The organism is Avibacterium volantium (genome assembly GCF_900635775.1).
In the GTDB taxonomy this organism is placed as follows: Bacteria; Pseudomonadota; Gammaproteobacteria; order Enterobacterales; family Pasteurellaceae; genus Avibacterium; species Avibacterium volantium.
Map to the genome: position 1 here is coordinate 2,120,757 of NZ_LR134167.1, position 13,916 is coordinate 2,134,672.

At 43.8% G+C, this 13,916-nt stretch carries 18 protein-coding genes and 1 pseudogene; 6 read left to right on the top strand and 13 right to left on the bottom strand.

Going from position 1 to position 13,916, the window contains the following annotated elements; translation table 11 throughout:
• Window positions 1–210: 210 nt before the first annotated feature.
• Both nrdD and nrdG read left to right on the top strand, forming a co-directional pair.
• Window positions 211–2,337 carry an anaerobic ribonucleoside-triphosphate reductase gene (gene nrdD, locus ELZ61_RS10045; protein WP_126373356.1) on the top strand — a complete coding sequence of 709 codons (2,127 nt, stop codon included), beginning with the start codon at window positions 211–213 and terminating at the stop codon, window positions 2,335–2,337.
• An 811-nt stretch (window positions 2,338–3,148) separates the two neighbouring features.
• Complete coding sequence (nrdG, locus tag ELZ61_RS10050) at window positions 3,149–3,619, top strand: anaerobic ribonucleoside-triphosphate reductase-activating protein (RefSeq protein WP_126373358.1); 471 nt, start codon at window positions 3,149–3,151, stop codon at window positions 3,617–3,619.
• Window positions 3,620–3,768: 149 nt separating this feature from the next.
• Here the strand turns inward: nrdG and ELZ61_RS10055 are convergent.
• From ELZ61_RS10055 to ELZ61_RS10075, 5 genes and pseudogenes are all read right to left on the bottom strand, one after another.
• A pseudogene (locus ELZ61_RS10055) lies at window positions 3,769–4,128 on the bottom strand (NAD(P)H-dependent oxidoreductase); the annotation flags it as partial.
• A gap of 123 nt (window positions 4,129–4,251) precedes the next feature.
• Window positions 4,252–5,094, bottom strand: a complete 843-nt coding sequence (locus ELZ61_RS10060; RefSeq protein WP_126373362.1) for an ABC transporter six-transmembrane domain-containing protein — start codon at window positions 5,092–5,094, stop codon at window positions 4,252–4,254.
• A complete protein-coding gene (locus tag ELZ61_RS10065; RefSeq protein WP_126373364.1) occupies window positions 5,079–5,528 on the bottom strand; it encodes a MarR family winged helix-turn-helix transcriptional regulator in 450 nt (149 codons plus the stop codon). Before ELZ61_RS10065 ends, ELZ61_RS10060 begins: the two co-directional genes overlap by 16 nt.
• 107 nt (window positions 5,529–5,635) lie before the next feature.
• Complete coding sequence (locus ELZ61_RS10070) at window positions 5,636–5,950, bottom strand: putative quinol monooxygenase (protein ID WP_126373366.1); 315 nt, start codon at window positions 5,948–5,950, stop codon at window positions 5,636–5,638.
• Window positions 5,951–5,953: 3 nt separating this feature from the next.
• Window positions 5,954–6,328, bottom strand: coding sequence for a putative quinol monooxygenase (locus ELZ61_RS10075; protein ID WP_126373368.1), 375 nt, complete (start codon window positions 6,326–6,328; stop codon window positions 5,954–5,956).
• A gap of 265 nt (window positions 6,329–6,593) precedes the next feature.
• Here ELZ61_RS10075 and ELZ61_RS10080 point away from each other — a divergent pair, with 265 nt between their 5' ends.
• Window positions 6,594–6,893 carry a DUF4298 domain-containing protein gene (locus ELZ61_RS10080; RefSeq protein WP_126373370.1) on the top strand — a complete coding sequence of 100 codons (300 nt, stop codon included), beginning with the start codon at window positions 6,594–6,596 and terminating at the stop codon, window positions 6,891–6,893.
• A gap of 119 nt (window positions 6,894–7,012) precedes the next feature.
• On the opposite strand, the gene ELZ61_RS10085 is transcribed toward ELZ61_RS10080, so the two are convergent.
• From ELZ61_RS10085 to ELZ61_RS10105, 5 genes are all read right to left on the bottom strand, one after another.
• A complete protein-coding gene (locus ELZ61_RS10085; protein ID WP_241969702.1) occupies window positions 7,013–7,381 on the bottom strand; it encodes a putative quinol monooxygenase in 369 nt (122 codons plus the stop codon).
• 80 nt (window positions 7,382–7,461) lie between these two features.
• Window positions 7,462–7,848 carry a VOC family protein gene (locus ELZ61_RS10090; RefSeq protein ID WP_126373374.1) on the bottom strand — a complete coding sequence of 129 codons (387 nt, stop codon included), beginning with the start codon at window positions 7,846–7,848 and terminating at the stop codon, window positions 7,462–7,464.
• A gap of 206 nt (window positions 7,849–8,054) precedes the next feature.
• Window positions 8,055–8,789 carry an SDR family oxidoreductase gene (locus tag ELZ61_RS10095; RefSeq protein ID WP_126373376.1) on the bottom strand — a complete coding sequence of 245 codons (735 nt, stop codon included), beginning with the start codon at window positions 8,787–8,789 and terminating at the stop codon, window positions 8,055–8,057.
• 144 nt (window positions 8,790–8,933) lie between these two features.
• Window positions 8,934–9,221 (bottom strand): YciI family protein, encoded by a 288-nt coding sequence (locus ELZ61_RS10100; protein ID WP_126373378.1) that lies wholly within the window; start codon window positions 9,219–9,221, stop codon window positions 8,934–8,936.
• Window positions 9,222–9,233: 12 nt separating this feature from the next.
• A complete protein-coding gene (locus ELZ61_RS10105) occupies window positions 9,234–9,791 on the bottom strand; it encodes an NAD(P)H-dependent oxidoreductase (RefSeq protein WP_126373380.1) in 558 nt (185 codons plus the stop codon).
• 107 nt (window positions 9,792–9,898) lie between these two features.
• On the opposite strand from ELZ61_RS10105, the gene ELZ61_RS10110 reads away from it, so the two are divergent.
• The 3 genes from ELZ61_RS10110 (at window position 9,899) to ELZ61_RS10710 (ending at window position 11,844) form a co-directional block, all read left to right on the top strand.
• Window positions 9,899–10,795 carry a LysR family transcriptional regulator gene (locus ELZ61_RS10110; RefSeq protein WP_126373382.1) on the top strand — a complete coding sequence of 299 codons (897 nt, stop codon included), beginning with the start codon at window positions 9,899–9,901 and terminating at the stop codon, window positions 10,793–10,795.
• 536 nt (window positions 10,796–11,331) lie between these two features.
• Window positions 11,332–11,508 (top strand): hypothetical protein, encoded by a 177-nt coding sequence (locus tag ELZ61_RS10705; protein ID WP_164550736.1) that lies wholly within the window; start codon window positions 11,332–11,334, stop codon window positions 11,506–11,508.
• 12 nt (window positions 11,509–11,520) lie between these two features.
• A complete protein-coding gene (locus tag ELZ61_RS10710; RefSeq protein WP_164550737.1) occupies window positions 11,521–11,844 on the top strand; it encodes a hypothetical protein in 324 nt (107 codons plus the stop codon).
• Here the strand turns inward: ELZ61_RS10710 and ELZ61_RS10115 are convergent.
• From ELZ61_RS10115 to ELZ61_RS10125, 3 genes are all read right to left on the bottom strand, one after another.
• Window positions 11,833–12,621, bottom strand: coding sequence for a TatD family hydrolase (locus ELZ61_RS10115; RefSeq protein WP_126373683.1), 789 nt, complete (start codon window positions 12,619–12,621; stop codon window positions 11,833–11,835). The genes ELZ61_RS10710 and ELZ61_RS10115 overlap by 12 nt on opposite strands.
• Window positions 12,622–12,634: 13 nt before the next feature.
• Window positions 12,635–13,252 (bottom strand): NUDIX hydrolase N-terminal domain-containing protein, encoded by a 618-nt coding sequence (locus ELZ61_RS10120; protein ID WP_115249060.1) that lies wholly within the window; start codon window positions 13,250–13,252, stop codon window positions 12,635–12,637.
• 102 nt (window positions 13,253–13,354) lie between these two features.
• On the bottom strand, window positions 13,355–13,864 hold the full coding sequence (locus tag ELZ61_RS10125; RefSeq protein ID WP_126373685.1) for a peptidylprolyl isomerase: 510 nt from the start codon (window positions 13,862–13,864) through the stop codon (window positions 13,355–13,357).
• Window positions 13,865–13,916 lie beyond the last annotated feature (52 nt).

Genomic DNA, 13,916 nt, shown 5'->3' on the forward strand with positions numbered 1-13,916 from the left:
AAATTTTGATCTAAATCAATAAAACAAAACATTTATTGAGAACAATTCTCATCAAAAAAGATAAAAATAGCCCAGTAAAATCAACTCATTCACTCCATTTCGTTCAAAAAACAAGCTAAAAAACCCTAGTTTTTGTCTGTTGAATTTCACAAAACATCTATATATAGTGCTTTCAAAATTATAAAGACACAAGATATAGGGGGTTGTACAATGAGTTCGTTTTTTGTGATTAAACGCGATGGTTCACGCGCACAATTTGATATTCAGCGCATCATCAATGCTATTCGTAAAGCGGCATTGGCGGTTGACATTGAGCAGGACGATTATTGGCAAAAAATGGGGCAACAGGTTGCCAATGGCATTTTTGCCAAATATCAGCAGGAAATTGACATTCACGACATTCAGCGGCTGGTTGAAAATCAATTAATGGCGAGTGATTATCCGCAAGTAGCACGCGCTTATATTGAATATCGCCACGATCGTGATTTAGCGCGGGAAAAGCGTAGCCAGCTTACGCGTGAAATTGAAGGGCTGATTGAGCAAAGCAACGTGGAATTGCTCAATGAAAATGCCAACAAAGACGCGAAAGTGATCCCAACGCAGCGGGATTTACTGGCAGGCATTGTGGCGAAACATTATGCCAAGCGTTATATTCTTCCGCGTGATGTGGTGGAAGCCCACGAAAAAGGGGAAATTCACTATCACGATTTGGACTATGCGCCATTCTTCCCAATGTTTAATTGTATGTTGGTGGATCTTAAAGGAATGCTCACCCAAGGTTTTAAAATGGGCAATGCAGAAATTGAACCGCCGAAATCCATCGGTACGGCAACGGCGGTTACCGCACAGATTATTGCCCAAGTTGCGAGCCATATTTACGGTGGCACAACCATTAATCGAATTGATGAAGTGCTTGCGCCCTATGTGCAACTGAGTTATGAAAAGCATTTAAAAACAGCCCAGCAATGGAATGTACCTGAGCCTGAAAATTATGCTAAGGCGTTGATTGAAAAGGATTGTTTTGACGCATTCCAATCGTTGGAATATGAAGTGAATACGCTTCACACGTCCAACGGGCAAACCCCTTTTGTTACCTTTGGTTTTGGTTTAGGCACGAGCTGGCAAGCACGTTTAATTCAGCAAGCCATTTTACGCAACCGCATTCGTGGCTTAGGCAAAAATCACAAAACGCCCGTCTTCCCGAAATTGGTCTTTACCATTAAAAAAGGCGTAAACCAACAAGCTAGCGATCCTAATTACGATATCAAACAACTGGCGTTGGAATGTGCTTCTAAACGAATGTATCCCGATATTCTCAATTATGAACAAGTGGTCAAAGTAACAGGCTCTTTCAAAGCCCCAATGGGCTGCCGCAGTTTTTTAGGCGCGTATGAACAAGAGGGTGAATTACAGCACGATGGACGCAATAACCTTGGCGTAGTTAGCCTGAATTTACCGCGTATCGCGCTTGAAGCCAAAGGTGATGAGCAACGTTTTTACGCCTTACTTGATGAACGCCTTGCCATCGCGAAAAAAGCCTTAATGACGCGTATTGCTCGCCTTGAAAACACCAAAGCACGGGTTGCCCCTATTTTATATATGGAGGGCGCGTGTGGCGTGCGATTGAAAGCTGATGACAATGTGGCGGAGATCTTCAAAAATGGACGAGCTTCCATTTCCCTTGGCTATATTGGCATTCACGAAACCATTAACGCGCTTTATCCGCAACATCATATTTATGATGATGAACAATTGCGACAAAAAGGCATTGCGATTGTGGAATATTTGGCCCAAGCTACCAAACAATGGCGACAAGAAACTGGCTACGCGTTTAGCCTTTATTCCACCCCAAGCGAAAATTTATGCGACCGCTTCTGTCGTTTAGACACCAAACAATTTGGAGTGATAACTGGCGTAACCGACAAAGGCTACTACACCAACAGCTATCATTTAGATGTGGAGAAAAAGGTCAATCCTTACGACAAACTGGATTTTGAAATGCCTTACCCACCACTGGCGAACGGCGGATTTATTTGCTACGGTGAATATCCAAATATTCAGCACAATCTCAAAGCCTTAGAAGATGTTTGGGATTACAGCTATGACCGCGTGCCTTACTACGGCACCAACACCCCGATTGATGAATGTTATGAATGTGGTTTCACAGGCGAATTTCACTGCACCAGCAAAGGCTTCACCTGCCCTAAGTGCGGTAACCACGACAGCGAAAAAGTTTCCGTCACCCGCCGAGTCTGCGGTTATCTAGGCAGCCCAGACGCCAGACCGTTTAATGCAGGAAAGCAGGAAGAGGTGAAAAGAAGAGTGAAGCATTTGTAGTTGGGGAATGACGTTTTATTTTGGGGTTAAATTTTGTTTTATCGTCAAATCGCTTTTTTCTTTGTAGTTAAGAACGAATTTCGCTCGTTGAGCGACCTACTTTCTTTTGCTTGCTCAAAAGAAAGTAGGCAAAGAAAAAAGCACCCGAATAAATTGCTTATCTTCATTTTTAACAAATTTTCGTCACGAAAAGTAAGCCCATACTCGCTGCGCTGCGTTCAGGCGTTACTTTTCTAAAAATTTGTTAAAAATGAAGGCAATTTACACGGGAGATTAATTCATTATCTTTTCCAGGTCATAGATGGGGATTTTGAAGCTCTTCTGAAATAAGCGGTGAGATATACTGTATTCAAACCCAGATGTTGTAAAGCGAGAACTTTTAAGCTCCTCTTTAGTAAAGAGGGGGTGGGGAGATTTATTCTGGAAAATACTTCGCCACCTACGAGCCGTAGGTGGTTAGATAACACAGCCACACCGTGGCTGGGGCGAGAAAATTTTCTTTGTACTTTCTAACTTCTAACAAATTCAAAGAATTTCCACCGCACTTTAAATTTGCCCTAACTGAATTTCCCCGTCCAAACCGCCCGAATGAAGATAAAATTTTTAGAAAAGTAACGCCTGAACGCAGCGTAGCGAGTATGGGCTTACTTTTCGTCAAGAAAATTTTATTGGAATGAGGAAAAGCGGTTTGATCGGGGTTCCCTTTTCTTTGCTTCCTTTCTTTTGGGTAAGCAAAAGAAAGCAAGTCGCCAACGGCGAAACTCGTTATTAATCACAAAGAAAAAATTAATTATTTAAGATAAAAAATAAAATGAACTACCTCCAATATTACCCCGTTGACATCGTAAACGGCGAAGGCACGCGTTGCACTTTATTTGTGAGCGGCTGTGAACACGCTTGCAAAGACTGTTACAACCAAAAAAGCTGGTCATTCAGTGCAGGTATTCCCTTTGATAAAGCGATGGAAGATCAAATTATTCGCGATCTACAAGATCAACGCATTAAACGGCAGGGTCTTAGCTTATCAGGCGGTGACCCCCTACATCCGAGAAACGTGCCGACCTTGCTCGCCTTAGTCAAACGCGTCAAAAGGGAATGCCCAGAGAAAGACATTTGGCTTTGGACAGGCTACAAACTCGCCGAGCTTAACGATCTTCAACGTCAAATGCTGCCTTATATTGATGTTCTCATTGACGGCAAATTTATCAAAGAACAAACCGATCCTGCGCTTATTTGGCGTGGATCGGCAAATCAGGTGATTTATCGGTTTAAGGTGGAGTAAGATTTTAAATAACTGAAAGGCATTTTGCGGAAGTATGGAGAATAAAATGCCTAGCTTTTAAAAAACCAAGTTTATTTCAACTTGGGTTTTATACTTTTTATTGCTCTCAGGCTGCCTGAAAATATTCAGGCAGCTTTTTAGTCGTAGAGTTAAGCTGCCTTACCAAAAACTTCCACCAAATGCTTGCGATAATTCTCCAAATACATCGGTACATTCGGCGATTTAATCACGTCATTGCAGATAAATGTTGGTAGCGCCATTGTCCCGATAAATTCGTTGGCTTTGTGAAAATGCAGATAAACACTGTCCACGCCCACGCCATCAAAGAAATCGCCTTTACGGGTGAAGGCTTCAATCAGGGCATTCCAAGTGAGTGACAGCATATGCTTACGCCCTTGCAATAGTCCGCCTATGCCATAGCCTTCGGTAGGGTTTACGCGGTGGCGGCCATCGCTTTCATATAATTTACCGTGTCCAAGGGTGAACACTTCATCAATGTATTTTTTCACGATTGATTTTTTGAGCGAGTATTTACCAAAAAAGCGTGGTGTGTGCGATAAGCTTTTCAGGTAGCGTGAAAAGAAAAACCCGAGTTAAATTCAAACTCGGCTTTGTATCAAGACGGTTTTTCCTCACCCCACCTGCACCCTTTGTGCAATGTCTTTCAAATTACTGTAGTTTTCCACCAAACGCGGCGCATCATCCAGCGCCATGGCTAACATCCACAAATAAGTCGTTATCGAATAAACATGCCCAGCGCTTTGATAGCCGAGCAGGCTTAAATAAACAAAGCTAAAGCCAAACAGCACACTCATCGCCGTCCCAATCAGAAAATAGCCCAAAGCCTCACGATTAGAAATCAGCACGCGCAAACGCGCCACCAAACGATAATGCCGCCAAAGACGGTTGGCATCACTTTGGCGGATATGGTGATTATCCTGCTCCAGACGGTTATTCAGACGGCCATAAAGTCCCTCACTCATTCGGGAAAACCACGGCAGCAGCGATAAAAACAGCAATAAAATCAACAAAGAGAACAGACCAATCGGCCATTCCAACACCATTAACATCAGACACGCCCCCGCAATCGACAAAATAGAGGTGATGGACTGCGGCAAATGTTCCTCAAAAAAATTCACAAACTCCCGCGACAAAGCCACTCTTGCGGTAATGGCAGAAACAGAAACTGCCTGCGCCCGCTGTTTTAAAATCACAGGGACAGCGATTTGCGTATAAATATGGGTAAACGCACGGGTATCGACCGAACGGCGCAATCCGCCAATGCCCCACATCAACAGTACCAACAGGCCATAAGTCAGCGACTGCCACACTTGCCCATTCATCACTGCATTGACGGCAAAACCGCCAAACAAGGGATAGCAAAGAAACAGCAAATTTTCCGCGCCGACCAAGGCAAAAGTTGCCAGTAATAGGCGGAAATGGTTTTGACCGATATTTTTCAGGCTTTGCCACATGATGCCTGCTCCACATGCTGGGCAAATACTTGCTCAAACTGCTGTAATAATTGACACAGCTGGTGCGTATTTTCCGCACCAAACTGCTCAAAAACCGTCTGGCTTAATTGCTCGAATGCCTGCACCAAACCGTCCGCCTGTGCTTGGCCTTTTTCGGTTAAAACCAACCATTTTTCCCGTCTGTCCTTCTCGCTGTCCTGAATGACAATCAAGCCCTGTTCCTGCAATTGTTTGCACAGACTAAACACCGTCTGCTTGGACAACTGCCATGCCTCGCTGATGTTTTTCTGCGTCAAACGCTGCTCTTCTGACACCGCAATGCCATACAGCACGGCAAAACGGTTGTAGGGAATGCCCTGCTTTTGCAGCCAACGGTCATATAAATGTTCGATACTGCCCATTTGCTGGGCAAGTTGTTCCAGATGATTGTGCATAAAAAAGTCCGAAAATTGACTAAAGAATCCATTATAGTCAATTTTCGGACTAAATCAAGAGTAAAAAGATAGACGGTGGGGTTGAGAAGATATTTTCAGGCGGCCTTTTAATACCGAAAACCGCTCTGACTCCCCACCACTTCTGCCCTAACTTTCAGTATTTCTTTTTCTTCCACCATCTGTGCTGTCTTGCTCAAATATTCCTGAAAATGCGGGGTTTGCCGGTGTTGTTCATAGGCTTTGGCATCGGCATAGATTTCAAAAAATAGCCAATGATTGGGGGTGTTTTTCTCCGTGCCTGCCGCCATCAGCCAAATGCCGTTTTCTTTGTCCATCGCGATTTGCATTTCATTTTTCACGATTTGGGCAAACTCGCTTTGATATTCGGGTTTGACGCGGACTTTCACCAAATTGCTTTGCATGGTTTAGCTGGGCGTAAAGGTTTTGTCTGCCCAAAATTGCAGGGTTAATGGGGTGAATTGTTTATGGTCGGTGAGAATTTTCGGCGATTCTTGTAAAAAATACTGGTATTGCGGCGATTTTTTATGGATTTGATAGGCGGCTTCATCGACATATAACTCCAGCATATAGCCGAGTTGCGGATTATTTTGGGATTGCAAGGCAATCATCGCCAACGTGCCTTTTTCGTTTTTAATTGAGGTTTGGATATTGTGCTGTGCCACTTGGTAATAGGCGGTGTTTTGCCCTTCGGCAATGCCGAGTTCAAAGAAGTTCATGATGGGGGCTGCCTGAACGCTGAGGCTGGCTGAAAGGGCAAGTGCGGTCATGATTTTTTTCATGGTTTTTCCTCAAAAAAACTGCCCTAAAACCATTCACTCCCCGAAACCGCCATTCACTACGATGGCTTATACCTCTACTACCCCCACCGCCGCCAGCATTCACCGCTATTTAAAGCGTTGGTGGAGGTGTTGCAGGAGGAAGAATAGGGCTATTTCCCCAAAAATAAGGTGTTTCGTATATAATAAACGTATTGCCCTGAATGAGAAGGGATTTCCCTTCTACAATTTGATTATCCTCCCTGAAGGAACAACTTAAGGAATTCTTATGACATCAGAAGATCTTCAACACCTACAAAATCAATACAATCAACTGGTTGATTTAATCGACGTTTTTCAAAAAGACATCGCCAAATGGCAACAAGCCGCCCATCTTGCCAAAACGCTTCAAACCTTTTATTCCTCTCAACAATGGATCGCATTACACGAAAAAATGGCGGACTTTCCCATTGAAACGAATAATCACTATCACGTTTTATCTGAAGACGGTATTTATGACACTTTCACCGAATTGAGCCAATTAGCCAATAAAATGAAAGTTATTTTAGAAGATCTCAATCATTTTTAAACATAAATAATTGCAGGATGGATTACAAAATCCAAGCATATCGCTCTATCTTTATTTGCTCTTCTGTATTGAATGATAGCTAAAAATCTTGTGGAAAATACCTATTTTCAGGCAGCCACCTATCTCGCCGTCCAACTCACCCCGCCTTGATTGCCAAGATACAGCGGTTGAACGGTTCGATAATCTTTGCTTTCCAGCATTGCCGCGGTGTCTTTGAGGTAAGCTTGGAAATGGGGTGTTTGGCGGTGGGCTTGGTAAGCGGCATCATCGGCGTAGATTTCCACCATATAGGCCATATCGGGCTGTTCGCTCGGCTGCACGGCAATCATCGCCAATGTGCCTTTTTCGTTTTTGAGGGAGGTTTGAATATTGTGCTGTGCCACTTGGTGATAGGCGGTGTTTTGCCCTTCGGCAATGCCAAGTTCAAAGAAGTTCATGATGGGGGCTGCCTGAACGCTGAGGCTGGCATAGAGGGCAAATGCGGTCATGATTTTTTCATGGTTTATCCTCAAAAAAACGGCGAAAAACCTACGCTTTCTGCCGTCTTTCATAAATATTAACGATCAGTTTATAACTTCTCAATTCCACTAGTATCCGTCGCACATAAGCGGATACGATGACCATCAGGATCTAATGCTACAAACGTATAACCAAACTCAAGCTCTGTTGGCGGTAATGCCATTGGTATATTTCTAGCTTGGAAATCACGATAGATATTATTGACTTCATCTTTGGATATATCACTCAGACATAACTCAAAACCACCAAATGATAACTGTGGTTTAGGTTCAATATCGTGTTTTGTTTGAAGCCCTAAAATAAAACCATCCTTCAATGAAAAAACAGAAAATCCAGGATAAGCCTCTATAGGCCCTTCACCCAAGATACTTTTATAAAATTCCGTGCTAATGTCGACATTATCAACATATAAAATAATGCTATTTGGTTTAAACATAATACACCTCCAAATTCAAATACTATAAATATTATATCAAAAAGTACAACGTCCAGATCTAAGTCTTCCACCACAATTTTGCACGATTTTTAAGTCATCGGCTTGGTTGATGGCGGTAAAGTTTTTTGTTTCCCATATCATAACTCCCTTTCAAAAAAACGGCAAAAAACGCATGCTTTTCGCCGCCTTTCATGCGATTGATTGAATTACCAAGGCTGGGTAGTTGGGCCGATGGTGATTTCGCTGATGTCGGTGTCTTCTGGCTGGCTTAGGGCAAACAGCACGGCGTTGGCGACACGGTCGGCAGGGATTTCGTAAGTGTCGTACAGTTCGCGATAGCCTTTGGAAGCCTGTTCGTTGGTGATGCCAGCGACCAATTCCGACTGCACGGCAGCAGGATAGAGGGTGGTGGTGCGGATATGGGTGCCAGCTTGGGCGGATTCCATGATGGCTTTCACCGCCCATTTGGTGCCGCAATATACCGCCGCGCCTGCATAGACTTTCAGTCCTGCTACTGATGAGGTGCTTAATACATGCCCTGATTTTTGTGCCTCAAAAGTGGGCAAGACGGCGGCAATGCCGTTCAACACGCCTTTGATGTTCACGTCCACCATGGCATTCCAATTGCCGGTTTCCAAAGCGGAAAGTGGTGAGCTGGGCATGAGGCCTGCGTTGAGGAAGATGGCATCGACTTTGCCGAAACGGTCTTTGGCAAGCTGTACAAGGGCTTGATTGTCTTCGGCTTTCACCACGTCCGTCACGCGGTAAGCGGCTTCACCGCCGTTTTGCGCGATTTTGTCGGCAATGGCTTTGAGCTTGTCTTCACGGCGTGCTCCTAAGACGATTTTTGCGCCTGCGGCTGCCAGTTTATAGGCGGTGGCTTCGCCAATGCCTGATGATGCGCCTGTGATGATGACGACTTTGTCTTGAATATTTTGCATTTTTTGCTCCTATTTTGCGTGAGAAAAGAATTTGACCAAATATTAAGTGCGGTCAAATTTTATGAGATTTTTATTTCTTTTATTTTCAGACGGCATAAGCATTTTATAAGGCCGTCTGAAAGCCTTAGTTTTTCGTGATTTCACTTAATTCACCATTTCCATTAAATCATTTGCGATAAATTTGGCGGCAAATTCGCGAACCTGATAATCCGCTAACTGTTTATGGAAATACACGTCTTCCGCCAAAATGGCTTGCAAGGCGGTTTCATTTTCCGCTTGGGCGATAATCAAACCGCCTTTGTGATCTGCGTATGGCCCAAATAGCAGGAATACGCCCGATTCGGCATACTTTTTCAGCCAAGCGCGATGCTCTTCTAACAAGGCATTCACGGCGTTATTTGTGGGATCTAATGAAATTTGTACTAAAAACATACCGCTCTTTCCTTAATCTTGAATGGTTTTAACTAAACGTGCTGCGTGATCAAGGGCTTTCTCACGCACTGCTGCAAGCTGTTCCGCTGTGCTGACATTCGGAATTGTCATCATTCCGTTGGAATACACAGGCGGCAGCCACTGCATTTGGCAAAGGTTCGCAAGCTGCTGAAATGCGGGTAAAAATTGTTCTACTGTGTGATGCATTGCGCCGTCAGGCTGATATTGCTCCGCCGCTGCGCCTGTGGTGAAAGAGATAAGCAATTTTTTGCCCGCCAATTTTCCGCCCGTGCTGCCGTGCGCAAAGCCGTACACAAACACATCGTCCACCCATTTTTTCAACAACGCAGGATAGCTATACCAATAAAAAGGGAACTGCAACACGATGGTGTCCGCATTAAGCAAGCGGTTTTGCTCCGCCGCTACATCAATTTGGTAATTTGGATAAACCAAATCCAAACGCACAATCTCTGCCTGTGGCAAGGCTTTTTCGAGTTGAGCGAGAATTTCACGATTCGCCACGGAATGATCTAAATCGGGGTGTCCTGAAATAATTAATACTGAGTTCATTTTTGTTCCTTATTACGTTCTGAATGAATTTGATGCGTAGTATAGACTTGCGTCATTGATTAAACTAGACTAACAATAACTAAAACAGAATTAGGTAAAAACTAACAATGGATAGCTCAACCTACCAACAACTGCGTATTTTTCACGCTATCGCTCGTGCTGGCAGCATCAGCGAAGCGGCGCGCACATTGGGAATGACCACGCCCTCTGCTAGTCAGGCATTGAAATTGCTGGAACAAAAAATGGATATGCCCTTATTTTGGCGAAACACTCGGCGTGTGGTGCTAACAGAGGCAGGGCAACGATTGTTGAGCCAAACGGGGTCATTAATGGCACAACTGGAACACAGCTTTGACGCGCTGATCAGCGAAGAACACGAACCCGCAGGCTTGGTGAAAATCACCCTTTCTCGTTTTGCTTACCGCTTGATTATTCAGCCTTATTTGGCCGAATTTAACCAGCGTTATCCGCATATTTGCTTGGATATTTCCGTCTATGACGGCACGGTGGACTTGGTACAAGCAGGCTATGATTTGGGCATTCGCTTTGGTGATAAAATTGATGAAAATATGGTGGCACGGCAATTATTGCCGTCTTTCCAAGAGGGGCTATATGTTTCCAAAGGCTACCTGAAAACTTACGGCGAACCGCAAAGAGATAATCTGCATCAACACCGTCTGATCGGCTACCGCTTTATCACCACCGGGCAAATCCTACCGCTGATTTTAGAACAAGGCGGCGAAAGCATGAGCGTGGAAATGCCTACCCCAATCATCTGCAACGACATCGACACCTTTGCAGACGGCGTACGCGCGGGGTTGGGCATCGGGCGTTTATTCACGCCCATTCATCAGCAATTGCCCGATAAAAATGACTTTATCCCTGTATTAACCGATTATTGGCGCAATTATCCGCCTGTGTATTTGTATTACCCACAGGCCAGCCAAAAGATTAAACGCGTGGCTGCGGTGATTGAGTTTTTGGTGGGGAAGATGGTGAATTAATCTCGCCTTTTGAGTTTCCTTTGTTTGGTTTAAAAGCGTTTTGTTGTTTGGATAATTGATTGTTTCTGTGTGATTGATAATGGATTTCGCTCATTGAGCGACTTCCTTTCTTTTGCGTTCCCGAATGGAGAAAAGTAAAGTTTTGGTTTTATCGTTAAATTGCTTTTTTCTGCGTAATTAATAACGGGTTTCGCCGTTGGCGACTTCCTTTCTTTTGCTTACCCAAAAGAAAGGAAGCAAAGAAAAGGGAACCCCGATCAAACCGCTTTTTCCTTATTCCAATAAAATTTTCTTGACGAAAAGTAAGCCCATACTCGCTGCGCTGCGTTCAGGCGTTACTTTTCTAAAAATTTGTTAAAAATGAAGGCAATTTACACGGGAGATGATAATACGCTTTCAATAGGTTGCACCTACCAATCCCCCTCTTTAGCAAAGAGGGGTTAGGGGAGATTTGTTCTGGAAAACATTTCACCACCTACGAGCCGTAGGTGGTTAGATAACACAGCCACATCGTGGCTGGGGCGAGAAAATTTTCTTTGTACTTTCTAACTTCTAACAAATTCAAAGAATTCCCACCGCACTTTAAAATTCACCCTAACCGCATTCCCCGTCCAAACCGCCGTCATTCCAATAAAATTTTTAGAAAAGTAACGCCTGAACGCAGCGTAGCGAGTATGGGCTTACTTTTCGTTAAGAAAATTTTATTGGAATAAGGAAAAAGCGGTTTGATCGGGGTTCCCTTTTCTTTGCTTCCTTTCTTTTGGGTAAGCAAAAGAAAGGAAGTCGCTCAACGAGCGAAACCCGTTATTAATCACAAAGAAAAACACGATTTAACGGTGAAAGAAAAACTTTACTTTCTTCCATTCGGGAAATGCAAAAGAAAGGAAGTCGCCAACGGCGAAATCCGTTATCAATTACGCATAAAAAAGCAATTTAACGATAAAACCAAAACGTTACTTCTCTTTATTCGGGAACGCAAAAGAAAGTATGTCGCTCAACGAGCGAAACTCGTTATCAATCCCAACGAAAAACAACAATCACCCAAATAACCTAACACTATTCCCCCAAATCCGTGCTTCAATCTCATCTGGACTTTCTGCCCGTAATTCACATAACACCTTGAACGTTTCTCGCACGCGCATTGGGCGGTTGGGTTGGCCTTGGAAGCCGAATACGGGCATATCAGGGCTGTCGGTTTCGAGTAATAAGCTGTCTAGCGGCAGGCGTTTGATGGTTTCGCGGGTTTTGTTGGCGCGGGCATAGGTGATGACGCCGCCTACACCGATTTTATAGCCCAAATCAACAAAGCGTTTGGCTTGTTCATAGCTGCCTGAAAAGCCGTGTACCACGCCAGTAACGCTAAGCTGTGCGGTTTTTAAGAAACGATAAAGATCTTCGTGGGATTTGCGTGAATGTAGATTAACAGGTAGTTGATTGGCTTTGGCTAAGCTCAGTTGCGCCTCAAAAAATTCGCATTGCTTTTGCCATAATTCAGGGGTTAATAACTCTGGCACGCCTTTTTCTAAGCCGATTTCAGCCACTGCAGTGAGATTTTTAGGACGATTGGCAAGTCGTTGCGCCAATAAGTCTAAATCCGCCACGTGGTGCTGCTTGATATACAATGGGTGCAAGCCCAAGCCATAGTAAAGCTGCTCGGGATAAAGTGCGGTGATTTTTTCAATATTTTTAAAATCCTCTGCTTGCACCGCCACCACGAGCATTTTCTCAACGCCAGCTTGTTGGCTTTCTTCCATCAGTTCTGCCAACGGCTGTTGGGTTGTAGCAAGTAAATAATCGAGGTGGGTGTGAGTATCAAAAAATGGCACGGGGGAATTCCTGTTAATCAAAAATGGTCTGCCAATGTTCGGCTTGATGTGCCTGAAAACACATTTTTATTTGTGCTTCAGTGGTTTTGCCTGTCGCCAAAGGCGGTAAGTCGTGTAAGGAAAAATAGCCACTGGCTAAGGTTTCGCTGTTTGGCATAAATTCTCCCCCTGTGGCACGGCAGTAAATAAACACTTTGCACACATTATGCGCAAGAGCTGGTGGATTATTTTTCGCGTGATCTTGCAAGGCGATAACAAATTCAGCAACGGCATCTAGCCCCGCTTCTTCCTTGACTTCTTTCACCACATTTTCTTTTACTGTGGCAATCACATCACACCAGCCACCAGGTAATGCCCATAAGCCGTTTTCTTCTTGCACGAGCAAAATTTGATCATCTTGAAAAATTGCCGCTCTGGTATCAATTTTTGGCGTTTGATAGCCCGTTTCGTTGCAAAATAACTGGGTTACGCGCGCTAAAGGCAAATCCGATTGGGCTTGCAACATTTCGGTGCTGATTTCTCTGATACGCTGAAAACGCTCCAAATCAAATTTATTGTTAGAATAAAACAAGCCCGCTTGTGCCAAGCCTTGCAATTCAATTATCCATTGCAACCATTTTTCATTTTGCATCGTGATCTCCTTAGCAAAGTGCGAGAAAAGAAAAGTGCGGTGGAAATTTTGGCTATTTTAAAAGGAGGCAAGCCTCCTTTATTCATCAATATTTCGTTAATTTTATTCCACAGTAACAGACTGGATTACCACATCGTCCACTGGCACGTCTTGGTGAAAACCTTTGTTGCCTGTTTTCACGCCCTTGATTTTATCCACCACGTCCATTCCATCAATCACTTCACCGAACACGGCATAGCCCCAATCTTGCACCACTTCTTTGCCGAACATTTCTTTTGAACGATAATCCAAGAACGTATTGTCTGCCACGTTAATAAAGAATTGCGCCGTTGCAGAATGCGGATCAGACGTGCGCGCCATTGCAATTGTGCCACGTTTGTTGCTTAGGCGATTGTTGGCTTCATTTTTGATTGGCGCATTGGTATTTTTTTCACGCATACCCGCTTCCATTCCACCACCTTGGATCATAAAACCATCAATAACACGGTGGAAAATTGTGTTATCATAAAAGCCACTTTTGCAGTAATTTAAGAAGTTTTCCACGGTGTTCGGCGCTTTTTCGCTGTTTAATTTAATTTTGATGTCGCCCAAATTTGTGTGTAATGTAACCATTGTCATCGTAATATTCCTCTTGTGTATCAAAGGCGGTTATTATTTCACAAAA